This is a genomic window from Candidatus Acidiferrales bacterium (assembly GCA_035515795.1).
Lineage (GTDB): Bacteria > Bacteroidota > Ignavibacteria > Kryptoniales > JAKASW01 > JAKASW01.
The window spans coordinates 15,260-42,090 of sequence record DATJAY010000006.1 but is presented as its reverse complement, the minus strand read 5'-3'; the positions used below and the strand labels follow the sequence as shown (position 1 = coordinate 42,090).

At 46.9% G+C, this 26,831-nt stretch carries 12 protein-coding genes; all 12 read right to left on the bottom strand.

All coding sequences use genetic code 11. The features are described from left to right. The coding region (locus VLX91_04825) for a hypothetical protein (GenBank protein HUI29520.1) at positions 1 to 2,289 on the bottom strand (2,289 nt) is incomplete at its 3' end. A 286-nt stretch (positions 2,290 to 2,575) separates the two neighbouring features. After that, a complete protein-coding gene (locus tag VLX91_04820) occupies positions 2,576 to 5,053 on the bottom strand; it encodes a hypothetical protein (GenBank protein HUI29519.1) in 2,478 nt (825 codons plus the stop codon). A 200-nt stretch (positions 5,054 to 5,253) separates the two neighbouring features. Beyond that, positions 5,254 to 6,921 carry a T9SS type A sorting domain-containing protein gene (locus VLX91_04815; protein HUI29518.1) on the bottom strand — a complete coding sequence of 556 codons (1,668 nt, stop codon included), beginning with the start codon at positions 6,919 to 6,921 and terminating at the stop codon, positions 5,254 to 5,256. A 189-nt stretch (positions 6,922 to 7,110) separates the two neighbouring features. Continuing rightward, positions 7,111 to 10,080 carry a TonB-dependent receptor gene (locus tag VLX91_04810; protein HUI29517.1) on the bottom strand — a complete coding sequence of 990 codons (2,970 nt, stop codon included), beginning with the start codon at positions 10,078 to 10,080 and terminating at the stop codon, positions 7,111 to 7,113. Between the two features lie 102 nt (positions 10,081 to 10,182). Further along, on the bottom strand, positions 10,183 to 12,015 hold the full coding sequence (locus VLX91_04805; protein HUI29516.1) for a T9SS type A sorting domain-containing protein: 1,833 nt from the start codon (positions 12,013 to 12,015) through the stop codon (positions 10,183 to 10,185). 151 nt (positions 12,016 to 12,166) lie between these two features. Beyond that, positions 12,167 to 15,205 (bottom strand): TonB-dependent receptor, encoded by a 3,039-nt coding sequence (locus tag VLX91_04800; GenBank protein ID HUI29515.1) that lies wholly within the window; start codon positions 15,203 to 15,205, stop codon positions 12,167 to 12,169. A 430-nt stretch (positions 15,206 to 15,635) separates the two neighbouring features. Further along, on the bottom strand, positions 15,636 to 17,978 hold the full coding sequence (locus VLX91_04795; protein ID HUI29514.1) for a hypothetical protein: 2,343 nt from the start codon (positions 17,976 to 17,978) through the stop codon (positions 15,636 to 15,638). 75 nt (positions 17,979 to 18,053) lie between these two features. Beyond that, positions 18,054 to 19,649 carry a glycosyl hydrolase family 18 protein gene (locus tag VLX91_04790; GenBank protein HUI29513.1) on the bottom strand — a complete coding sequence of 532 codons (1,596 nt, stop codon included), beginning with the start codon at positions 19,647 to 19,649 and terminating at the stop codon, positions 18,054 to 18,056. Continuing rightward, complete coding sequence (locus tag VLX91_04785) at positions 19,646 to 22,102, bottom strand: hypothetical protein (GenBank protein ID HUI29512.1); 2,457 nt, start codon at positions 22,100 to 22,102, stop codon at positions 19,646 to 19,648. The genes VLX91_04790 and VLX91_04785 overlap by 4 nt, the downstream gene beginning before the upstream one ends. A 53-nt stretch (positions 22,103 to 22,155) precedes the next feature. Then, the gene (locus VLX91_04780; GenBank protein HUI29511.1) at positions 22,156 to 23,460 is read right to left on the bottom strand and encodes an MFS transporter; all 1,305 of its coding nucleotides are present in this window, start codon (positions 23,458 to 23,460) and stop codon (positions 22,156 to 22,158) included. Between the two features lie 73 nt (positions 23,461 to 23,533). Continuing rightward, complete coding sequence (locus tag VLX91_04775; protein HUI29510.1) at positions 23,534 to 24,925, bottom strand: glycosyl hydrolase family 18 protein; 1,392 nt, start codon at positions 24,923 to 24,925, stop codon at positions 23,534 to 23,536. A 115-nt stretch (positions 24,926 to 25,040) separates the two neighbouring features. Further along, positions 25,041 to 26,792: a T9SS type A sorting domain-containing protein gene (locus VLX91_04770; protein ID HUI29509.1), complete on the bottom strand. Its 1,752-nt coding sequence runs from the start codon at positions 26,790 to 26,792 to the stop codon at positions 25,041 to 25,043. Between the last annotated feature and the right edge of the window lie 39 nt (positions 26,793 to 26,831).

The following is a 26,831-nucleotide window of genomic DNA, read 5'->3' as shown; positions in this document are numbered from 1 at the left end:
TGTCATGGAACGCACGAACACAAATCCTCGAGTTGCCCTGAGAAGCGGACTTGGATGCTCGTTGAAGAATTGGCGGCCGAGACAGACTTTCAGCTTCTGGTATTGTTCCACCTGTATTTTCTGAGCAAGGTCCGAGAAAGGACCGTCGAGTTCGTAGCTTGGGAAAGAAGCATCACGTTGAGACGCAAAGGCGTTCATGAACGAGTTATTCATCACAGCAAACATGTTCAGCGATACGGGGACATAAACGTTTGACTCCGCCGGATGAAATCTGTACCAAATATTTCTATACCCGATCACTCTTATTGCATTACTCTTCCCTGTTTCTTTCTCATACATCTTTAGCGCCTCGGCCATAACTTGAAGCACTTTGTAATGCGTGTCGGGACCGCTTGCCTCCGGATCCAAAGCGACTCCTATGATGTCCGGCTTCACCTGCCGCAATATTTCCAGAACCGGCAACACATCTCTGTCAATTTTGGGCTCCTCCGTAAAAATATCCCCTTTGTAAAAACCCAACCTGGCATGTAAAATCGCCGGTGAATTAAAACCGAAATATCCCCAAAGACACTCAGCCTCCCACTCGCGGGCCATTCCCTTCAGCTGCTGAATATGCGGAGGGTCCTTCGCACCCGGATATTGAGTCTCAAAATAATTGATTAGCTCTTCTATCTTAGCCACGACTTGGTCTGCACTATTACCGCCGAAGAGGCCAAAAATATTTCTAAGAAGACGCCTTGCTTCACCTTCACGTTTGGTCCTCGTGTTGTTCTCGGCGACGCCATCCAAGTACTGCCACACGTCACGGTTTTTCTTAAGATCACTATCCGGCTCAAAGTAGTTTTCCTCAAATAGTTTAACGAATGCTCCATTACGCAAGAAGTATTTCAAATTTCTCAGCTGATCTAGCATGTGATGGTTCGTCACGGAATTAAACCCGCTTGTCAAAGTCAGAAAGGTATGCTTATTAGAAGCGTCTCGTGCACGGCGGACCACATAAGCAAGGTATCCTAACATTATGTCATCATGGTGCGGCTCAGTATGAAGAAATACGGTGTTAAGCTCCGATTTGCTTCCGCTCTCGATCCTTTGTATGAGCCTTCGTTCGACCTCGCCGGTTATGGACTCTATCCCGTCGGATTTCTTCTTCAGAATTTCACCTGCAAGTTTGCTCGCCTCAAAATCAGATTTATTCAAGTCACGAATGCGTTTCCTTTTCTCAATCGCCAAGTCTATGACGATTTCTTCTATCTCCTGTTCAGAAAGCGCCGACTTTGCTTTGATCCGTTCATACCGGCGTTCAGACAGAAGTTTTGCCGCACCTTTTGTCAAATAAAATCTTGCATTTGGAAGAGATTGCAGAATTGTTGCCGGATAGCGGACGTGCTTACCGTGCTGGACTGCGTCGGCAACGACGAGTGCTTTCGCTTCACCTGCCGCCATCACAATAGCAACGCAATCGTCATTGCAGGTAATCGTGCTCAGACCTATCGTTATGACATGCCTGTTCCTTGAAGTCTCAATGCCGCCGAGGTCTGTTGCCGCTCCTGCTTGTGTTTCGTAGTTTATCGGAGTTAACCGTGTCGTTGAGTTCAGGTCTGAGCCGCGAATGTTGAAGCCGATGTGGCCGTCCGGACCAATTCCACCCAAAAAAAATCCTATTCCACCAAGACTGCGGATTTTCTCTTCATACTCGGCGCACCATTGGTCGATATTTTCCAGAACCCTTTGTTGTAAACGTTCTTGCGCGGTCTTGGCATGTCGAAATCTTAATGTCAGATCGACTTTGTAATCGGGCCACACATCTTCGATCATCTTGCCGTCAGGCAGACCTATTTCACGGCAATCTATCAGCATTGCCATCTTCTCGTCGAAACCAAACCCCTTTATATAGAATTTGTTTACATAGTGGAAGAAGCTGTTCTCCTGTCCGGGATTTATTGGGTAGAACTCGTCTATCTGGGCAAAGTGCATCGAAGGAATATCGGGTTTGATTGAAGTTTCGATCCCATTTCCCTCGAGTTCTTCTGCGACCTTGCCGTTCTTCCAATTCCGAAGATAATATGTCACCCATTTTATGAAATGCTCCGGGGTCTTTCCGGTGGGAAGAGAAACTACTCCGCCTGGATTTTGCTGGACCCATTCAAGAAATCTGAGAGCCGTAAGTTTACCGAGCATGGGGAAATTATCGACGACGATTACACCTACTTTCTCAACGGGAGAATAACAGAGTTTTTCGCTGGAACGAGCTAATGCTCTTTGTTCAATCTTTGACGTTGTACTATTCATCATTTTCATTTTGATTCAGAACCCGCTGTGGAATCCTAACGAACCGTCGATGCCGCAATCGCGCTGAAAATGCGTCGTACCGTTTTCCATGATATGAATTCTTCGTCACCCCTCTTCTTGTGGAGAAAAGGGAGTAATGATTCACTCCCTTTCTCTTCAGCAGAATATGCGCGGTCCAGTTCTTGACATGGACGATAAGGATAGAAATCAACGGAGAAAATTACTATGAGTTCATTTCCGGGCGCATGTCACTTTGACAGCTTAGAGTCATCAGTGCCGGTCTAGTTCATGTGTGTCCTGAAGTGGCACCCTCGGATACTCCCTTCGCAGTGACGGGCTTCTTGCCCGTTTTCGACTGCGTTACTTTTCCCATCGTTACTTCGACTTCGTTGACCGAACCCACTCCTTGCACGGGGATCTGTCCATTAATAATTTCTCCATTCAGTTTCAAAATCCTAACACCTTTTTCAACTCCATCTGGGTTTTTTACTTTGACGTTGTAAGTAGCACCTCGCCACCGGCGCTGCACCTCGAATTCTTTCCAGCCGGCCGGGATACATGGATCGATAACCAATCCGGTGTACGACGGACGAATACCGAGAATATATTTCGTCGCAGCCGTGTAACTCCAACCTGCGCTTCCGGTCAGCCACGGATGCCGCGCTCGCCCGTAAGAAGGGTGGTCCCGCCCTATGACGAATTGACAGTACGAATACGGTTCGGCTTCTCGAATCTCAATCATGTCGTTCTGATTATATGGCAGCAATGCATCATGCAGCTTCATTGCTAATGCCCCGCGTCCCAATTTACACTCCGCAATTACTGCCCATGGATTGGGATGATTGAAAATTGATCCATTCTCTTTCAGACCCGGATAAACGCGGGTGACATAGCCTATATCGTCGTTCGGCTTTGTAAACACGGGCCAGTTGAGATGAATACCGTAAGGGGAGGCAAGATATTTATGAACAGCATCCATGGCACTGCAGGCCCGTTCAGGCGAAGCAGCACCGGAAAGTCCGGCCCAGCTATTACTCTCGAGGAAAATTTTTCCTTCCTCATTTGCTTTGACGCCGATCTTAATTCCGGCTTTGGTGACACCACGGGCGTACCACTCGCCGTCCCACAATTCCCGTTCGATCGCAGTGCGTACTTTCTCAGCCATTTCCGAATACTTTTTGAAATCGTTCTCCCGTCCGAGAAACTTAGCCGCATCCACAAAATACCTGAGCGCCCAAAAGTGCATAAACGACACCATGGCACTCTGTCCTCCTCCAAGATTCAAGCAATCGTTCCAATCGGCGCGCAGGCCGAAACAAATGCCGTTGGCAGCAGTCTGCTCTGCTGTGAAATCCAAAGAGCGCTTAAGATGTTCGTAAACGCTTCCTTCCCCAGCATCCGCAAAAGGAATTACCTGGTCGAAAAACTCGGCATTCCCTGTCTCCATGACGTACTCGCAAACAGACGCAACAATCCACAGCGCGTCATCCGAACAAACGCTGTCCATCCCATGAATAATGTCGGAAGGATTTGGCGACGGAACGACCGTCGGGAGCTTTACGCCCGGCAACTTGTCCTCGACCGGCTTAAAAACCTCGGGGTCAAAAAGATGCAGACCATAGCCTCGACTGACCTGACCATGAAGAAGTTCGATCATACGTTCTTTGACTTTGTCCGGACTTGTGTGAGGAACTGCCATCACATCCTGGGACGTATCACGATAACCAAGCCCCACCCTGCCACCTACTTCTATGAATGACGCAAATCGAGACCATACCACGCAAGTCTCCGCCTGATATAAATTCCACGTATTGACCATCGAGTTAAAACCCTGGTTCGGCGTCTTGCATTGGAGAACAGATTCCTTCTTATCCCAGTATTTTTTTAAATCATCAAAAGCGGAGTCAACGTTATTCAGATTTGAGAACTTTAGTCTTACGTCCAAGCCTTTTTCCTCGCGCGATCCGACACCTAACATAAAAATCATCCGCATCTCTTCGCCGGGTTTCAATTCCAACTTCTTGTGAAGCGAGCCGCAGTGATTACCGCCAAGGTCAGTGCTGTTCCCGCATGTCCCGCGCTCCACGGCGATCGGATTTGTTTCAGTCCGATAATTCCCTATAAACTTATCTCTTACGCAATCGTAGCTATCAGGCTGGAAATTTGAGGCGAAGAAATGATAAGACCACGGTTCATAAAAAAAATCATACTCAATAATTCCGTCGCTGTAGTTCGAACCAGCGGCATAGAGACTCATTTGCAGATTCTGATTATCTATCTCGACATGATGGAACGAAAATTCGAGATATGAAAATACACTCAACTTGCGCGGCTTCGTACCGCGATTTCTTATTCTTACATCCCAAAGCTCCACATCATCTTCTAATGGAACAAACAGAAGCTGTTCCGCCTCAATCTGCTGATAATTGCATTGAAACCTCGAGTATGACAAACCATGGCGACAAATGTACTTTGCCTTCGTGAAATCTTTGCCGACCGGCTGCCATGACAGAGACCAGTATTCGCCGGTCTCGTCATCGCGCAGATAAACGTAATGCCCTGGCCTATCTAAAGGAACTCCGTTTTGTCTGAATCGCGTTATACGATGATGCTCCGTGGACCTGCAAAAAGAATAGCCGCCTGCATTATGGGAGATTACCGTACAGAAATCCTTCACCCCCAGGTAGTTCGTCCACGATACGGGAATATCCGGCCGCTCGATCACGTATTCTCTATTTATGTCATCAAAATAACCGTAACGCATTCTAGACCCCAGTCTTTGCTCGTTCACATATCTGATCTCTGAAGCTATTGGTCTTTCTTGTGAATAGTCAAAAATGAAAAGCTCAGCGGGGACTGCTGCTTTTTTTCAACAATCCCCGTTGCCGCGCCAATGTCATCCTATTCTCGTTGGTGCGGCACCCCGCTTTCGCGGGACTGATCTTTCACTTAAGGAGAAGCAAACTACTTGAGAAGCATCATTTTCTTCGTCATCGAATTTGCACCTTGTTGCAACGTGTAGAAGTAGACTCCGCTGGAATACTGATCCATACTCACGTTGTACACGTAAGTTCCAGCCTGCTTGTATCCTTCGTCTACGACCTTCACAAGCTGACCCAGGATGTTGTAGACTTTCAAGCTCATCAATCCAGGTTGCTTCAGATCCACTTTTATATTCGTGGACGGGTTGAACGGATTTGGATAGTTGCTGCTCAAATCAAACTTTGTCGGGATATCATTCGGCTGCGACTTAACACCCAGCACCCATGTTGCTTTCTGCTCAGGGAACCATCTGAGGTCACCCAGAGCATAACCGTCGGTTCCGCCGTGTATGAAAGTCGAATTAGTATATCTGAGATTCTCGGGGAGGGGCCATGCCGGCGGAAATAACGGGGCATTGCCAGGATCATAATCCCACAAATAGGTGCCTAACGCGTTGGTTCGGGTCAGCTGCACGTACTTGATCAAGCTGTCCTCCTGTGTAGTGACCGCTGACAAAAACCCGGGATCAGCGACGCTGTCATTACCTGCCTGATAGAGTCCCGGCCAAGCCGTCTTGTTATTGAACATACGCTGGGTTCTCCCGTTGAAAACATAAGGCGGCACCAGAGTATCCATGAGCGGAGTTGCCCAGAAATTCCTTACCGTCTGAGACCAGAAGACGCTGTTGTTCTCGACGAGGATCTTTCGCGCTCCTTCACTCAGACCCAGAGTGGCAACCGGCAAATATACATTCAACGAATCGAAGCTGAATGTTGAAGTCCCGTACGGAGTATCGTCTTGATAGTCACCGAGTATTTCATTTTGTGTCTGAGCTTCCTCGGCTGTACCATAAAAGATATTGTTCTTGTAAACTGCATTTGTCATCACAAAGTCGTTCAACGGATTTACCGCAGTCAGAAATACCGTGTTATGCTCAAAACGAGTATAGGTATTGTAGTACACGTTCGCATCGGCGTAGGCGTTAATGCAGAAAAAGGTATTGTTAATCATTTCCACCGTATCAGTCGGCGCACCTCCTCCGGAAAGGAAAGCCTGCCCGTAAAAATATTGTGTATACGGTATCATATTCCTGAAGACACAATTCGTCATGAAGAATTTGTTGTAATTGCCGCTTCCCACGACGATCGCTGCGCCGACCAGATTGTCAAATACACAATTGTCAAATACGAACCTCGTGCTATCGCCAACAATATTTACGAAGTTACTGTAATTATTGTTGACCTTCTGATCCGGCCGAACGCCGGTCGAATAAATATTCTTGAATGTGAAGCTTCGTGCGCCGGACAGAACATTAAAAAGGGTACTCGGTGAGGAGTTGTCCTGAAGAATAGCCGGCGCAATTATGGGGGGCCGGTGCGATGATCCGGTGTCGGCAATGATTGCCAAGGGAAAACTCACGTTTATCGTGCCGGTGTAATAGTAAATGGAATCCATATACAATTTATACACGGCGTTTGGATGAGCTCTGCTGCCGTTTCCCAGCGTGTCACCTTGTATAAAGTCATTAATGTTGCCTGCCGGCGAGGCGGCAACCCATATAGTGTCCGGCGCTTGAGCAAAGGCCCGGCCAAAGGCACCGCCGAAACTTACCACCAGTGCAACCAGCAAGATGGTACGAATAGCTTTCATAAAGATCCTCCATTCGATTAATTGTGAATAAATTTGTGAATCTTCAATTAACAATACGCACTAGAAATCATAGTGCATCTTGTTAAAACCTTGAATCTGTCCTTTGTTCTCTCCTCTATCTTCTTTTGAAATTCTCGGTTGAATAATTCTGCCCGGGGAAATAATTTCCCCGTCTTTCGAGGTTCCATATCATAATTTCCACCTGACGCCGATGTCGGCAGTCATGCCATAATGCTGTTCGGCCTCCGGGAACCCGGTGCCTTGAAGAACACTCACTTCGCGCGCACTATTGATATTGTTAAGATCAAAGAATATCTGAGTCCCAAACCAAGGCAAATCCTGTTTCATAGAAAGGTCCCATCTCAAATACTCGGTTGTATTTACATTTTCCGGTGGATAGAAACTCTGTCCCACAAAATCGTTAGACTGAGATATCACGGAGACACGAGTCGAAAAACCTTTGTAATCATATCCCGCTTCCACGTTGACTACGTCATTTGGCTGGTCAATGAGTCGGTCAGAATAAAACGTGTTATCGTAAGTGGTTATGACGTAAGGTGGAACATTCAAATACTGAGTGTTGACCACTGTCCTCGGGTATTTGGCACCGGAGAAGATATGCGTGTAGTTGAAACTGAACACCAATCCGGAAAGGGGATCCGGGAGGTACCAAAAATGAGTTTGCCAATCGACTTCCACCCCCCACAAGTTTACAGGATAGGGATTGTTTATGTAGGTACTTATCGCAGCACCGGCTGAGCTGCTCGGAATTCCCGGATACTGTGCCGGGTCAATAACATATCGAGTCCCTGTCGGGAATATCAGGTTATCAATATGCTTCAAAAAGCCATCCACGCTGAACAGTCCAATGCTGTTATCATAAAACGACAAGACAGCATCGTAGTTTGCAGAGCTTGCGGGTTTCAAAGCGTAGTTGTTCCAGACTATTGTGCCGCCTCCGGTCGGCACATCGATTCTCGGTGTAATTGTGTTGTAGTCGGGATATGTTAATGTATTCGTATAAGCTAGATGCGCTTGAAGCCAGGTAAGGGGTCTGTAAATAAGGTGAACCATGGGAAGCCAGAAACCATGTGATTCAACCATGGTTGTATCGGTGTATGCATAAGTCCTGCTCGAAACGCCCTGTTCAACTCCCCTCGGGGCAGTGTAGGTTGTTTGCAGCACCTGATACCGAACGCCTGGTACAAGTGAAAACTGCTGACCGAAATTCGTCGTGACCATCACGTAGGCCGCACTCTCGTCCTCATGTCCAGAGTAGTTGTTCGTGGCAGACTGGACGGCGTTCGGGGCCCACGAATCAGAAATATTGTGAGTCAGGGCGTAATTCTCAACAAGACTGAGAACCTGACGCATCAGATTTATATTCACCGGGACTTTCATCGGATAATCTCCGCCAAGAAATTTCCCATACTTGAAACTTGAGTCTTCGAAGAGAGTTATCGGCAAGTATTCCGGATTTGACACACTCGGTGCCATCCACGGGAATGCAGCAAGAATTGCTTTCCCGATATCGGAACCGCTGACTATCAATGCCCCGTCTGCTTCGTGATAGTAATATGATCTTTCCCTATACTGAAATTTTCCCCCAAACTTTAATGTACTTGTAATCTCATTGCTGAAGTTGATGTTCGATTGAAAATCAAGAGAGCCTGTGATTGCTCTATCCCTGGCAAAATTGTCGGAATTACTGAACCCCTGAAAAAAGGTAGCAGCAAGACTGTCTTTAGACAAAGGCGGAATCAGCTGTGGATTTAAAGTCCAATAGTTCTGGTGATTCAATCCAACATTGTTTTGAAAGAAGTTTGCGGACAAATCATCCGGGTCTCTGTTTTCTGAATATGAATGGGAGAGTTTTGCATCAACGGTGAACAGCGGAAACGAATTTTCGAATTCAACAAGATTCGTGATCACGCCCAACAAATTTCTTGAATCAGTAATCGAATAAGAATGGTAGTCGCTGGTGTATAATCCGTAAGATTCGCCACGATTTTGAATTTTTGTTTCGCTGGAACTGAAAAAATTCATCAGGTCGATTTTTCCGTCGGGCAGTTTGTAGTCTAATGTGACTGTGCCACCATAGCGATTTCTATCTCTCAACACGTCGTTAAGATTCAGACTGCTGAGATATATTGGAAACGGCTTATCGAGGGACGGGGCATTATGCGAATAACCTGCTCCCAATTCATTAGATGTCAAATTTCGTTTCTCTATGTCCACTTCTGCGAAAACACCCAATCGCTGTTCAAGAAACCGATGCTCTATACTTCCGACAACCTTGTAATCTCCATAGGTATTCTCGAGGTTGTCGTAACTGTCTTGCGCCAGTAAATTGAGCCAGTGCCCCGATTCGTTCGGCTGTGCCTCTCTCAAATCGAAGTTCACTATGCCGCCAAGCACCGCCGCATCCATATCCGGCGTAATAGCTTTAGTGACTTCGATGCCTTCAACCATGCTTGAAGAGATCATGCTCAAGTCTGTACCACGATCTCCCGCATCAGTTGGAGCCATTTCGACTCCGTCAATCATGATCTGGTTATATTTGGGAGCGAGACCACGAATGATAACTTGGGTTGCTTCTCCCCCTTCCCTGACGAGGAAGATGCCCGGCAGTCTTCCGACTGACTCTGCGGCATTGGCATCAGGCAGCTCTTGAATCTTGGCCGCCGATACGACGTTGGTGATTCGTGTCGAGGAAAGCTGCTGGTTAATTGCGGCGTTCTGACCGCTCGCCTGTGCGGTGACCACCACAGTCTGCCCCTGTACACCCACAGGTTCAAGTGCAAAATCCAGAGGAACATTCGCATTTTCATTCACTTCGACACGTTGCTCGAGCGAGCGATAGCCGATATAAGTCGCACGAAGCAGATACGTCCCTGACGGTACGTCCCGGATCACATATCGACCATTCAAATCACTCGAGGCGCCAATGCTGGTGCCTACCAATATAACGTTTGCCCCGGGAAGCGGTTCGTGAGTTTGGGCATCCCTCACGTTACCACCTATGTTCGAGTTCGCCGCTGCGATCGTTGGAGTGACAATGAATGAGGGAACAACTAGAGCCGCAATGCCGAGACTCATGGCAATTCTTCCGCGAACTTTTCTCCGGCTGAAACCGCGTAATGCAATTAGGTTTGACATTTCGAAATCATGACTACAGCTATAAGACTCCTACAAGATAAATTAACCGGGACTGCCGACCCGTGGCCAGCAGTCCCGGAACCAAACAGAAGGAGAGCTAGACTATTTGAGAAGAATCATTTTCTTCGTCAACGAGTTTCCACCTTGCTGCAATGTGTAGAAGTAGAGTCCGCTCGCAAATTGATCCATGCTGACGTTGTAATCATACGTGCCAGCCTGCTTATAGCCTTCGTCTACAACTTTCACAAGTTGACCAAGGACATTATATATCTTCAGACTCATCAAGCCATTCTTGACCAGACTAACTCTGATGTTTGTCGACGGATTGAATGGATTCGGATAGTTGTTGCTCAGGTCAAACTTGACGGGCAATACATCTGGCGTCTTGTGTACTCCGAGTGCAAGTCCACCTGCAGCCAACCATGCCGCCTTTTGAGTCGGGAACCAATTCAGATCACCCAGGGCATAGTCATCTGTACCAGCATGCTGCAAGCTAGTGTTGGTGTAAGCAAGATTTTCCGGCAGCGGCCAAGTGGGAGGATAAAGGGCTCCGCTCGTCGGGTAGAAGTACCAGGAGGTATCAGGACCGAAGTTGAGAGCGATCTTGTTTAAGTAATTAATGAGGCTTCCTAGCTGGTTCTGGACCGTGGTGCCAAATCCCGGATCCACATACATGGTACCCGATGTATCCACGTGAGCGCCCTCACCAATCAATACGCCCAACGTATACTTCGTATAATCAGTTATCCATGTTGGTTTGGCAAGTGTCCTCGGCCTGAACACCTTGCTGCCATCCGGCATGTCGACGCTGTCTTTCGTCGTTACGGTATCATTGTAGTGTGTTAAGTAATCAAGGTAGTTCTGGGGCAAGAAATAGTCATTATTCCGAATATCAATGAAGCTCTTTGTAGGATCGACCATCGCCGCAGTGACAGTTGCATTGCCTGTACCGCCGGTACCAATGAAATACTGAGGTCCTGTTATGGGGCCGCCGCCCAAGGCACTACTCCACATCGTATGCCACGAACTCGTGCTGTCTTGTTGCCTCAACATGATGATACCGCTTGATGTAGTGTCGGGGAAATTCAGGAATGTTCCATTTATCACGTCTTCAGGAACTCCACCGTAGGCGTTCAATGAGTAGAAAACGTTATTGTCGCACCGCATGTTCTGCATCTGTCGGGTGAGGAATGGATTTACTGTTCCATAAACGACCGTGTTATGTGAGAAAATGGGGTTGGGACAATACCCACGGATGGACCAGAGATACGAATTATTGCAGAAGAAGGTGTTGTTCACAAATATGACCGTGTCGAAGTTGTTCGTATAGGCCGAAAGCATCGCTCCGCCGCCAAAATACGCAGAGGGATGTATTTCATTTCTGAAAACACAATCCTCCACAAGCATCTTATTCCATTGGGCGCCAATCGATAGCGCAGTGTGATTCCATCCTTCGAACACGTCGCCGATTAATGTGAGTTTGACGCTATCCGCGTTCTGGCGAATACAATCATTCCATCCGGTCACAAGCGTGTCCGCGCGGAAGTTGGTCATGTATACGTCCTCGATGGTAACGACGCCGCCCTTACCGTTCAGATCAAAGTAATGATCCACCGATGAGTTATCGGGCAGGATCGTCGGTGCAAGGACAGGGGGACGAAGTCCCGCCGTCGTGTCATTTCCAACGATCGTGATCGAACCGTTGATCACCATCGGTTCACTTACCTGATAGACGACACCATGTCGCAGCACGTAAACGCGCTTCGGATGTGCTCTCACTCCTCCGGCAAGAGTGTCACTGTTGATTACAGTGTTGATATTTCCAGGGGGAAGCGGCGCGATGACAAGGGTGTCTGGCGTCTGGGCATACACCTGTGTCGCTACGGCAATGAATGCCATAACTACTGAAATAACAAACCATGACAGTCTCTTCATGTGTTTCTCCTTTAGGTTATTAGATAAAAACGAATTCTTTGGAAAAATCCATATGCACAATTGCTGTGCGCAGCAAAGCAGAGTCTGATATCTTTCCATCACCTCCTCGACGAGATTGGGATCCAAATTCGATCATCGATTTACTCTCTATCTACAACTTAAGACGAAACCCCAGCTCTGCTTCGGAGCCGTATCGTTGCTCCGACGCCGGGTAACTTGTCTTTTCATTAATGCTGACGTCGTTGGCACTTGTAACGTTGTTGAGATTCAAGTAGAGTTGGAGTCCAGACCATGGAAGGTCCTGTTTTAACGAAACGTCCCAGCGCGTGAATGCGGCTGAAATCACCCTCTCCTGGAGCCAGAAGGCAGGCTGCTTGAAAACGTTGTTTTGATAAATCACGGATACTCTCGCCGAGAACCCTCTGTAATCATAACCAACTGCTAGATTGAGGATATCGTCGGGCTGGTTGAGAAGACGTGCAGTGTAAGGAGTATTGACTACAGTCTTCTGGGCTAGTCCATTCTCATCGTAAACGACTGCCAACGTGTCTTTGGGATAAGTAGCGTTGGAGAATATATGCGTATAGTTCACGCTGAGAATAAGTCCCGACAGCGGTCCGGGCAGATACCAGAAATGTGTCTGCCAGTCGGTCTCGATTCCCTTCACGTTGACGGGGATAGGACTATTTGTGTAAGTAGTAAATTCGTAAACGACACTCGGGTTGGCGCTTCGCTGAACATCAGGGAAGTTATTTAGATCAGCGTACTTGACGTATCCGTGCAAGTAGAAAATCAAATCCTGGATACGCTTTGTGAATCCGTCCACAGACAACAGTCCGATATCGTTGTTGAATACAGACAGAACAAGGTCGAAGTTCTCGGAAGTGGCCGGGCTAAGACGAGAATTATTATAGGAGATGAAATTCGTCCCGACATAAAATCGAGGAGTGATCGTGCTATAATCGGGGTAGTTAATGGTGTTAGTGTATGCAAAATGGACCTGTAGCCAGTCAAGCGGCTTATAAATGAGATGCCCCATAGGAAGAACATAGCCGTGAGATTCGGTCACGGCAGTATCAATAGCAGTGCGACCTTTCGCGATCGTGTATCCCGGGTCGCTACTGCTGAACAGCGCTTGTGGTGCCGTATAGTCCGTCGAGAGATTCTGATACCGAACACCTGGCAGAACTGTGATCTGGTCACCGAGATTTATAGTTAGCATTCCGTATGCCGCACTTCTTTTTTCGTTACCTGAATAATCATTTATCATTGACTCCAGTTTGTTCTCCATGTAGCCGCCCTGGTACACGGTGCCGGGGTGCTCGCTGATCATTGCGATGGAAACCAGGTCTGACATCAGCTGGTCGTTTAGGGGGTACGCCAAGGTGTACTGACCGTTCAGAAAATTCCCGTAGCTATATCCATTATAAACAAAATTGCTCAGGTTCAGACCTCCATTCATAGACAGACTGGGATACTTCCTCGTGAAATCAGTGAGCACAGCCTGCCCACCATCGAATCTGGTCGACCCGTTTCTTTGATTGTAATCGTACGAGCGGATCCTGTATTGGTACATACCGCCGAATTTCAGCTTGGCAGAAACGAAGTCAGAGAGATTGAAATCATGATCTAAGTCGAGTTTTGCCTGATAAACGCGTTCTTTTGTTAGCGAGTAACCGTTGTTAATATTGTCCAGTATCGCAGTGGTGTCGTTAGGTTGGATGTAGGACGCAATCACATCAGGGGGATTCTTAGATATGGCTTGCCCAACTCCTCCCGAGAACCCGGCCTGATCCTGATAAAAACTAAAGGTCGCATCATTGGGATCCTCCGTTTGCGAATATGAATGAGACAATCTCAGGTCCATTTGGAAGAACGGGATTGATGTCTTCACACTGAGCAGATTGGTCATAACGTTCAACTTCGTATCAGTCTCCTCCAGACCATAGTAGAGTTGTCCCACCCCAGATGCAGCGAGAGGGTACGCTGACTCACTTCGGTAAGTGGCCTTGGTATCACTTGAGCTGAGGAAGTTCATCAGCCCTATGCTCGTGCCGCCGCTCTGGTAATCCATAACCAGAGTACCGTTATAGCGATTGCGGATCCTGAATGCATCCTGGAGCGTCAATGTGGTCAGCTCCGGTATTCCCGCATCTCCATGACTCTTATCTAACAATTGATAGCTCGTACCCAGTTCATTGTCACTGAGGTTGCGTCTCTCAGCAGATCCCTCGAGGAAAATACCAAAGCTGTTATCGAGATAACGATTCTCGGCCGAAGCAACAAACTTGTAGTCGTTCCGCGTATCCTTTAACTGGTCGTAAGCACCTTGCGCAAGGACGTTGAAATTCGGCAGCAGATCATGTGAACTCAAGGAAGCCTTCCTCATGTCAAAATTCACAACCCCTCCCAGTACTGCAGCATCCATGTCGGGGGTGATAGCTTTTATTACCTCAATTCCTCCAAGGCTATTCGATGAGATCATGCTTAAGTCGATCCCTCTATCACCCATGATGGATTCTGTCGCATCCTGCTGACTTGGATCGGTGGAAACTATATTATTATTGGATGCGACATCACTTGCCATTTCCACACCATCGATGGTCACTTGATTGTACTGAGGAGAGAGGCCGCGAATCACGACCTGCGAACCTTCACCACCCTCTCTGATCAGCGAAACGCCAGGCAATCTCCCGACCGATTCCGCGGCATTTGCGTCAGGCAGCTCCTGAATCTTGGCTGCCGAGACAACATTTGTAATCTGCATAGATGACAATTGCTGATTAATCGCGGCGTTCTGCCCGCTTGCTTGCGCGGTTACTACGACTTCTTTTCCCTGAACCGCTACTGGCTGCAATCTAATGGTAATGTTTAGAGGTGTACCACTATCCAATTGGATCTGAGTTTCCCTGGGATTGTATCCGATGTAGGTGGTCCGGATCGTGTAAGAACCAACGGGTACTCCTTGGATTGTGAAGTTGCCGCCTAGATCCGTTGCTGCCCCAAGACTAGTACCCACCAAAAGTATGTTGGCGCCAGGCAGGGGTTCGCCAGTCACGGCGTCGGTGATTTTGCCGGAAATCTTGCTTGTCGTCTGAGAATACAATGGAGAGGCAACGAACAAAAGAACTACAAAAGAAAGAAACCCCTCCAGAGTTCTTGACCTAACCAGTATCACTAATTCTCTCATACTCCTCCCGAATTCTCAACATCTATGTGCCCCATTTAGCCTCTCCACGCAGGTGTTTGTTTTTAACAAAAAGTTTCGATAAAAGCAAGTCAAAATTTTTTCTCTTTACCCAACGAAATTCGCCCAAATTGGCCAACGCCGGCTGGAGAGCACTTTTAATTATGAGAAGTTTGCGGAGTTATTTAGAATGTTTTTGTTAAGTGGAAATATATGTGGGTGACGAGATTTGTGTTTCTTAAGCCTTAAGGAGCCCTCAGCCTGTCAGATTTGAATTGAATTTTGGATCAGCATACCCGAAAAGACTCGAATTCAGTATCTGAAAACCTCTTGAGGATAGTGGGGTGCGTAAAATTGAATAGGTTGACGAATAACATTATTTTTCATGAATCATCGATCAATTGCAGAGAACAAACATTAACATATAATTTCACTAGAGATTTTCCGTCGTCTTCCTCAATTCCATGCATGTCTGATAAAATTCATGGAGGGTCATGGAACGTACGAACACGAACCCGCGGGTCGCCCTGATCAATGGACTCGGATGCTCATTGAAGAATTCTCGACCGAGACAGACCTTCAACTTTTGATACTGCTCAACTTGTATCTTCTGGGCGAGTTCGGAGAAAGGGCCATCAAGCTCGTAGCTTGGAAACGATGCATCGCGTTGAGATGCGAAGGCGTTCATGAACGAGTTGCTCATCACGGCAAACATATTCAATGATACAGGAACGTAAACGTTTGCCTCCGCGGGATGGAACTTGTACCATATGTTTCTATATCCGATCACTTTTATATCATCTCTTCCGGATTCCTTTTCATGCATCTTAAGAGCTTCTGCCAGGATTTGAAGCACCTTGTAATGTGTGTCGGGACCGCTTGCCTCCGGGTCTAAAGCGACTCCTACGATGTCGGGTTTCACCTGCCGCAGTATCTCCAAAACCGGGAGCACATCCCTTTCAATCTTAGGCTCCTCCGTAAACATTTCCCCTTTGTAAAAACCTAGTCTCGCATGTAAAATCGATGGAGAATTGAAACCGAAATATCCCCAAAGACATTCCGCCTCCCATTCGCGTGTCATTCCTTTTAGCTGCTGAATATTTGGAGGATCTTTTGCTCCTGGATATTGATCTGCGAAATAATTAATCAGCTCATCTATCCTGCTTATCACTTTGTTGAGACTTTCGTTTTCAAACAGAGAAACAAGGTTCCTAAGAAGACGTCTTGCCTCGCCCTCCCGTTTTGTTCTCGAGCTGCCCTCGGCGACGCCATCCAAGTACTGCCACACGTCACGGTTCCTCTTGTGATCACCATCCGGTTCAAAGTAGTTATCTTCGATAAGTCTGTCGAATGTTCCATGATCGAGGAAGTGCTTCAAATTCTTCAACTGATCCAACATGTGATGATTCGTGACTGAATTAAATCCACTTGTTAAAGTCAGAAAGGTATGCTTATTAGAAGCGTCTCGCGCACGGCGGACTACATAAGCAAGGTATCCTAGCATTATATCATCATGGTGCGGCTCAGTGTGAAGGAATACTGTGTTAAGTTCAGATTTGCTTCCGCTCTCGATTCTTTGTACGAGCTTTCTCTCGACGGTATTGACGATCGCTTCGACTCCCTCGGATCTTCTCCGCAATGCCTCGGCCGCGAATCTGTTCCCGTCGAAGTCGTCCTTGTTCAAGTCATGAATGCGTTTCCTTTTCTCGACAGCGAGGTCTATGACGATTTCTTCAAGTTCTTGGTCTGATAGTGTCGCCTTCGACCTGATTCTTTCATACCGGCGTTCAAGTAGTAACTTCGCAGCGCCTCTCGTCAAATAGAACCTCGCATTCGGGAGAGATTGAAGAATAGTTGCGGGATATCGGACATGTTTACTGTGCTGAACCGCGTCCGCTACCACCTGTGCCTTAGCTTCGCCTGCCGCCATCACTATCGCAGTGCATTCACGGTTATATGTTATCGTACTCAGTCCGATTGTAATGACATGCCTGCTCCGTGAGGTTTCGATTCCTCCAAGGTCGGTCGCGGCCGCCGCTTGAGTTTCATAATTTGTCGGAGTTAACCGTGTCGTTGAGTTCAGGTCTGAGCCGCGAATGTTGAAGCCGATGTGGCCGTCCGGACCAATTCCCCCCAAAAAAAATCCAACGCCTCCAAGACCGCGGATTTTTTCCTCATACTCGGCGCACCATTGATCGATGTTTCCAAGCACCTTTTGCTGAACACGTTCCTGCCCTGTTTTTGCCTGCCTAAACCTCAAAGTAAGATCTACCTTGTCATCGGGCCAAACGTCTTCCATCCTTTTTCCATTGAACAAACCAATTTCCCGGCAATCAATTAGCATCGCCTTTTTCTCATCAAAGCCGAACCCTTTTATATAAAATTTGTTCACATAATGGAAAAAACTGTTTTCTTGTTCAGGATTGATCGGGTAAAACTCGTCTATCTGAACAAAGTGAAGGGAAGAAATATCCGGCTTAAGTGTGGGATCAATTCCATTTTCTTCAAGTCCTTTTGTGGCTTTGCGATCAGTCCAATTCTCCAAAAACTGCGTCACCCATTTTATGAAATGCTCTGGGGTCTTCCCGGTCGGAAGAGAAACGACGCCGCCCGGATTATGTTGAACCCATTCTATGAACCTAAGGGCGGTAAGTTTGCCGAGCATCGGAAAATTTTCGACAACTATCACCCCTACTTTCTCGGTTGGAGAATAGCAGAGTTTTTCGCCCGACAAGGTTAACGCTTTTTGTTCGACTTCGGAGACAGTTTTATTCATTATCCTTTTTCGAAATTTAAATTGTGGAACATCTCAAAACGTCTTTTACCCGTTGTTATCGTTCGAGCATCGATCTTAACGTTGAGTATCCTTAATCATAACAGTAATTTCATTAGACATCTGCTCGTTCCCGGCAGTATCCGTTGCGACAGCTTTGATTTTGTGTCTTCCACGGCCGGCTTTAAACCAGACCCAATCAAATGGAGCTTCATCATCGTACCCGATAGATTTATCGTCGACGAAAAATTCCACCTTAACTACCGGTGCCTTCCGATCTATCACTTTTGTATTCAAGACGATATTGGCACCTTCGGTAAACTGATCGTGCTTCGACATTAAGTATAATTCAACTGATGGAAAACCTTTGCAGAGGTGGGTGTGCTCGATATTAACGTCGGCCATCTCACCAGAATACATCGCATCGATAAGAGTACCAGAGGAGTCATCGCCGCTAATTTCCCAGCACATGATTCCACCAAGGTGGTACGCATCAACGTACCGGGATTTCAACGCGATCGATTTCGCGTCATCAAAAGTCCAGAACACACGGTCTTTCTTACTGTAAACCCATGGCGCCATTGCAAGCGTGTCCCATTGATATTCGAACCCTCTGAGAAACGACGAACGCCGGTATGAATAGTCTCGCGAGTTGGCTTCGCTGTCACTCAGCGTAATTCCTTCTCCATGTTGATATAAGCCGTCGTTTGCCGGATCAACATTCTTCCATCCATGACCGTAAAAAGCAGCACCAGGGACAATCTTTCGACTATTCACGTCGAATGAATCAATAAACAAGTGAACAGACTTATCCATCGATGATGGAATTGCTGAATAATCTCTTATGGAGGTAAGCAGATTAGCGTGATGATTTGTCGTCTGCGTCCATTCGCCGGCGTAGTCGTAAGTCATAAGGTTGTACCAGTTAAGGTACTTTTGGTCATCTTTAATGTTGTAATGCCTGGCGTATTTCTCCGATGACGGAACTGCGCCGGTAATAATGAGATGGGGATCGATCGAATCAAATTTCTTCCGCAGCAACGCATAGAACGCGGTAAGATTGTCTTTGTCATTAGGATTACAATGGTTGTCAGGAAGTCCTCCGTCAATTGGATATTCCCAGTCAATATCGACGCCGTCGAAAATATTTGAAGCCGCACCTTTTCCACCTGCAGTGTTCACGACCGGGAGATTTCCGACAATGTATCTATCAATTATCGCGTCAGCAAATTCGTCTCGTGACTTTGAAGTTACCATGGCATCTGAAAAATATTTAGATCCATCCCAGCCGCCAATGGAAATCAATACCTTTAGATTCGGATGCCGAGTTTTCAATTTTTTCAATTGGTTAAATTGACCCCGGAGCTGTTGCGTCGAGTCATCAGCCTCACCATCGATACTCATGCCGGCAGAATAAGTTCGTTGGTACGCTTCAAAAGGGTTCATGAATTGAGGGATTATGATTCCTGCGGAATCAGGACCAGGCTCAGCGAAAGCGTATATCAAAACCGTGAGCTTATTTGCGGCTCCTCTCTTTTCAATATCCTTCGCATAATACCGGTTATATTTCGCTCCCCATTCGGGATAATATGCAACGATTTCTTTTGTCTGAGCATTCGCGGCGTAGAACATCGCCACGAGTCCGATGATAATTCCCGTTCCCGTTCTTATCACAGTTTCTTTTCGGAAAATGCAAGATCTTTTTTCAGCGGCTTCACTTGAGCTGCTTTCCCCATCACAACTTCCACTTTATTTACCGAACCTGCTTTTTGTTGAGGGACCGGCCCGCTGACAATTTTTCCATTTAACTCTAACGACTTTACCCCTTTTTGAACCCCGTCCGGATTTTTTACTCTGACATTGTAGGTGGCGCCGCGCCATTGACGATGCACTTCAAATTCTTTCCAATCTGACGGAACACATGGATCGACAATCAGCCCGTCATACGAAGGGCGAATCCCGAGTATGTATTTTGTAACGGCGGTATAGTTCCATCCGCCGCTTCCTGTCAGCCAGGGATGGCGAGCTCTACCGTATGCCGTGTGATCCTTTCCAATCACAAATTGGCAATAAGAATATGGCTCGGATTCTCGAATCTCTATGATATCGTTCTGGTTATACGGTAACAATGCATCATATAACCTCATTGCAAGATTGCCGCGTCCTAATTTGCATTCGGCTATTATCGCCCATGGATTGGGATGACTGAAAATGGATCCGTTCTCTTTTATACCCGGGTAAACGCGGGTTATATAACCGATATCATCATCCGGCTTCGTGAAGACGGGCCAATTAAGATGAATGCCATACGGAGATGCAAGATACTTATGGACCGCATCCATGGCACTTTGAGCACGGTCTGGTGATGCGGCCCCCGATAGTCCAGCCCAGCTATTGCTCTCGAGAAAGATTTTCCCCTCTTTATTTTCTTTCACACCGATCTTGATTCCTGCCTTTGTGACGCCGCGAGCGTACCATTCACCATCCCAGAGTTCACGTTCAATCGCCGTACGCACATTCTCAGCCATCTTAGAATATTTCTTGACGTCATCTTCCCGTCCAAGGTATTTGGCAGCATCCACAAAATATTTAATCGCCCAAAAATGCATAAACGACACCATGGCGCTCTGACCTCCGCCAAGATTCAGGCAATCGTTCCAATCAGCACGCAAGCCGAGACAAATTCCATTCGGTGCGGTGTGCTGCGCCGTAAAATCCAAGGAGCGCTTAAGATGCTCATATACGGTTGCTTCCTCGTTGTCGGCAAATGGAATCACTTTGTCAAAGAATCCAATATCTCCGGTCTCCATGACATATTCGCAGACAGAAGCTATGATCCACAATGCATCATCGGAACAAACATCTTCCATTCCGTGTATGATCGATGCCGGGCTCGGAGTCGGAACCACCGTTGGCAGCTTGACACCGGGCAATTTATCTTCCTGCGGTTTGAAGACGTCAGGGTCGAAAAGGTGCAGACCATATCCTAAACTCACCTGACCGTAGAGAAGTTCAATAATGCGCTTTTTGACTTCATCAGGATTTGTATGTGGAACAGCCATGACATCCTGTGAAGTATCTCTATAACCAAGCCCGACTCTTCCACCGACTTCGATGAACGACGCGAAGCGTGACCATACGACGCAGGTCTCCGCCTGATATAATGTCCAGGTGTTGATCATCGTGCTCAGGCCTTGATTCGGTGTTTTACACTGGAAAACTTTAGTTTTCTTATCCCAATATTTTTTCAGGTCATCAAAAGCAGCGTCGACATTTTGTAAATCAGAATATTTCCTTTTTATTTCCCGGCCTTTTTCTTCGCGCGATCCGACACCCAGCATAAATATTAATCGCGCGTCTTCTCCGGGTTCCAGGATCAATCTCTTATGAAGTGATCCACAGTGGTTCCCCCCAAGCTCGCTGCTATTCCCGCATGAACCACGTTCGACTGCAAGAGGATTTGTTTCAGTCCTGTAATCGCCGATGAATTTATCTCTGACGCAGTCATAACTATCGGGATCAAAATTCGAAGCGAAAAAATGATAAGTCCATGGTTCGTAGAAGAAATCGTACTCGATAATACCGTCTCTGCAATTTGAGCCGGCCGCATAGAGACTCATCTGTAGATTTTGATTGTCTAACTCGACATGATGGAACGAGAACTCAAGATACGAAAACACACTAAGCTTGCGCGGTTTCTTGCCAATGTTTCTTATTTTAACATCCCAAATTTCCACGTCATCCTTCAGCGGAATAAAAAGAAGCTGGTGCGCTTCAATATCCCGATATTCGCATTGGAATTTCGAGTACGATAATCCATGACGGCAAACATATTTCGCCTTGGTTAGATCCTTGCCGACGGGCTGCCATGAAAGCGACCAGTATTCTCCGGTCTCATCATCACGCAGATAAACATAATGCCCCGGCCTGTCTAGAGGGATCCCGTTCTGTCTAAACCGTGTTATCCGATGATGCTCGGTGGATTTATAAAAAGAATAACCGCCGGCATTGTGAGAAATTACAGTGCAGTAATCTTTAACGCCGAGATAATTCGTCCATGAGACGGGGACATCCGGACGTTCGATGACATATTCTCTATTTTTATCGTCAAAATAGCCGTAACGCATTTAGAGTTCCTGAAATGACACAAAAGCTTGTGTCCTCAATTTTAGTTTTCAATTCAACTGCAAACCTGTTCCGTCGCAATCTCCGCTGACGCTTCAGCCCCTACCTCCCTGAACGGTACGCGCCACGCTACGAGAAAAGATGGAATCGTTGCAACCATGACCCATAAGAAAAAATTTTTATAACCCAAAAAATCGCTGATAAAACCGCTCAGAGCAGAAGGAATCATTAGACCTAAATTCATCACACCTGTTGCAAAAGCATAATGTGCCATCTTGTATTTTCCCGGTGCAATTTGCTGCATCATATAAAGTGTAAGCCCGACGAAGCCAAATCCGTATCCAAAATATTCAAACACGACAGCCGTCCCGACCGTAAACAGATCTGTCGGCTGCATAAAGGATAAAAAACAGTAAACAACAAACGGAATATTGAAGAACGTGCACAGAACAACGAGCGACTTCTTCAATCCTCTCTTTGATATAAAATAACCTGCCAGCATCGAACCGAGAATGAATGCCGCCGGCGGGAAAAAACCATAGATGATTCCGATCTGTGAAGTTGAGAGTCCGAGCCCGCCTGCGACACGATCTGCTCTCATGAAAAGCGGGACAATTTTCATCGCCTGTCCTTCGGCAAACCGGTAAAGAATAATGAATGCGATCCCCCACGCGATGTATCTTTTTCCAAAAAATGTCTTCACGACATCCCAGAAGGTTGCGAATGTCTCCCGTGCGGTCTTGACTTGTCCCGCCTCTCCTCCAATAGGAAGCATCCTTGAGTGATATAGACTTAGCAAAATCAGGATTCCTCCGAAAACAGCCATGACAAGCATCCATGCCTGAACAACCCCGATGGTAATTTCAAGTCTTCCCGCGATATACACGAATGCGCCTTGAGACAATACTTTAGCCACATTATAAAACGCCCCCTGCCAACCGACGTATTTGGCCTGTTCTTTTTCAGTGAGGGAATTTATATACACTCCGTCTGCAGCAATATCATGGGTCGATCCGTTGAATGCAATTATGGCAAGGAGCACAAGAGACCATTGAAAAAAATTTGGAAGTCTCAGAGTAAGAGCGAGTAATCCGAATCCGACCCCTCCTATGAATTGCGTTGCCAGAACAAAATATTTTTTTGTCTTAAACATCTCGAGGAGCGGTCCCCAGAAAGGCTTGAGTGTCCATGGTAAAATTACCAGCGTCGTGAAAAAGGCAATCTGTGCATCGGGCACTTTCATCGACTTGTACATCAAGACCGATACCACGTTGATGGTGACAAACGGAAGACCTTCGGCAAAATACAATGTCGGCACCCAAAAGGCAGGGGTGATTTTGTTTGCACGGGTATCAGCCATGATATGCGCCAAAGAAATCGAAGGTCATAATATTTTGTTCTCCTGGCATTTTTTCTCCAACTATTTTTTAATACTACTTAAGCAGTAACATTTTTTTTGTTTGCGAAAAATCTCCCGCCATCAAACGATAAAAGTATGTCCCGCCGGAAAGATTGCTCGCATCAAACTCAACTCGATATCTTCCGGGCTCTTCAACCTCATTTACCAAAATTTTAACTTCCCGTCCAAGAACATCGTAGACTTTCAGCGTCACGGAGCTGCTTGAGGAAAGCTGATAGATAATTGACGTCGTTGGGTTGAAGGGATTCGGATAGTTTTCATACAATCTGTAATCGGAAGCGACTGTTGATCTTGGCGAAATCGAAGTGAGCTCTCTTACGGTGCCGCCGATCGTCTCAAGCAAAGACTGGCTGCCATTATATAAATCTTGACTAAGCTCCCAAATCATTATTCCACCCAGTTGCTGCCTCAGCGCATATTCAACTTTCAGCTTAACTGAATTCGTATCTTCGAAGGTAATAAACTGACCAGAACCGATATTAGTCAAATAGGGTACCTGGCAAATGTTATCCCAATGGTAAGTCCATCCTGAGATGAGATCATTCATTACATCCGCGTAGTACGGATTTGAAGTCGTCGTGTTCGTCAACTTTTGATACAAATCAGCGGCATTGAACTGAACAGAGTAGAAAGGAATTCCTAGTATCAATTTATTTCTCGGTATACTTATTTGTCTCGATCCTCTTGAAACCCAGTACACCACAGCGGTTGAATCAGAGCCAGCCTGGTTTGGATCATTTTGCGCTTGGTAAAGGGGCGAGTTATGTCCGGCGTATGTCGACCATGATCCTACAAAGTCATAGCACATTACGTTGAACCAATCGACTAGACCAACAAGGCCTCTGATGTCGATATACTGGCCGCCGTAACTTCCGGCGGGGATTGCCATTGTGATCAACCAGGAAGAATCTACCTGGGTAAACTCAGCCCGCATTTCCTTGATAAGTGAAGTTAGTTGCGCGGTTTCGGCTGAATCCGATGGAGTTTCCCAATCGATGTCTACACCGTCATAATTATTTTCTTGCAGAAAACTCACGACATTCTTGATAAGAGATGCCCGCAAGGCCGAATCCTTGGTGGCTGAAGAAAAACTCGTCCCGCTGCCCGCGCCCCCGAGAGAGATAAGAACTTTTGTGCCGGCTGAATGAGCAGCGCTAACTAATTGCGGAAATGGTATCCCGGTGTCTAAGCTGATGGAACCATCCGCATTGGGAGTTCCAAAAGCAATTATAATGTGTGTAAGATTTGAATATTCAATTTTGTCAAATGGTAGAGTAGAAGCGTTCCATGATGTGTAATATCCGACAACCTTTACGCTGGCGTACGTTGCACTTCCAAAAATGCAAACGGTTATGGCGGCGTAAACTGATGAGCAAGTGATGATTTTCTGCAAAAATTGTCTCATCGGCACAAGAATAGTTTTCAAATTAAAAGTTCTGTCATTCAGCGTATGATAAAATGTAAAACTCTTTGGAGACTGCATCCCGATAAGATCGGAAATGCAGTCCCCAAATGATTTATCACTTAAGGAGAAGCAACTTCTTAGTGATTGAATTGCTTGCCTGCTGTAGCGTGTAGAAATACACTCCGCTCGCAAAGCGATCCATGTTTACATTGAAACTGTATGCTTGATGCACTTGAGCATTCCCCTCGTACACCGTCATCACCAGCTGACCAAGCAGATTGTAAATCTTCAGACTGGCCGGCCCATTATTGTCAACTGTGAAGCTGATGTTCGTAGATGGGTTGAACGGGTTCGGATAGTTATTGCTCAATTGGAACTCGGCAGGGACAGATTGTGGCAGCGGCTTAACTCCAAGCGGTACACCAAACCATCTCGTATCACCATAGTACTGCCCGTCGGTTGCCGTAAGCGAGGCGGAGTACTTCAGATCATTCGAGGTTGCCTCGGGCAAGGGCCATGTCGGTTCCCAATTTCCGCTAGAGAAGTCCGGTATCGCCTGCTGGTATCCCCAGAATTGGGTTGCCACATCGCCGCTAGTTCTCGACTCCATCAGCCACGGCAGTAATCCGATGCCATCACCTGATGGAACCGTCGTTCCGGTCGCGCCTATCATCGCGATGATTCCCGCGCCATAACCCGGGTCGGTTCCGACGAGGTTCCCATTTGCATGGAAATTAGAGTGGTTGGCAAACATCGCTTCTGTGTAGGCATTAATCCATCCGCAGGTGTAGATGCTGTCCAATCCATGAGCAGTGTCATCCCACGCCGTAACGTAGCTGGTAATAGATGCCGGCATGAAGTAGATATTGTCACTAATCTGGATGTTTCTGGCCGCCTCGGCAACTGAGACCCAATTTGAGGCCGAGGTGTCTATTCCAAATGCGCCCGCTATCGGTTTGTTCAGTGTATCGAGATCTATGACCGCGCCTGCGCCAGGTGCCCAAATGCGATCCCACCAGGGATATTCGCCATTTGCCATGCCACCAGCATAAGCAGCATAGTATATATTGTGCTGGTTGATCCAGTTTGTGGCGTTCATCGAAAAGAACGGGTTCTTATAAACACCGACGACAGTGTTATGTTCGAAGTCGATAAGGCGGATGTACCCGGTGACTCCGACGCAAGCCACATATCCGTTGATCCCCAAGAAGGTGCAGTCTTTAATGACGACAGAGTCTTGCGGGTCGCGGTTGAGGTCATTTCTAAACCTGATCGCCTCGCCGGTGTAATCGCTCCCGGGATTGACCAGATTTCTGAATTCAGTATTGGTGATGGTGAGCTTATCCCAGTTTCCGGAGTAGTTGATTGCAAACTGGCTCCACTGTTCAAACACAACGTTGTTCACGATAAGGTGTATGCTATCTCCATTCACAGTAACTCCAAAACCGTCGCCCTCATTGATCGAGCCGTCGGTGGCGATGCCGAGAAGGTAAAGGTTCTTGAGGATCACTACCGATCCGTTCTTGGTGAAGGTAAACAGATGGTCGTGCGCAGTGGGGAGGGACGTCGACGGATCAGGTTCAACACATGGAGGCCTTCCGTTTGTTCCCAACTTGCCGACAATTGTGACGTTATCATTCACAACTACGCCGCTTACAAATGCGTACGGAGTGTCCGCTGAGGCCAGAACATACACGTGATGATGGGTGGCCTGAGCTTGATCATGGTTGATGACACTGTCAAGTGAGATTGTTATCGGCGTCGCATAAATGACGAGCGTATCATTACCCTGCGCGAAGGACTGACCCCGCAAGGTAAATAGAACTCCCAGCACCAAGAAGAGTGCTAAGTAGGTAAATCGTTTCATCCTGTTTCTCCTTTAATGGATTAGGTTTTATTGTTAAGT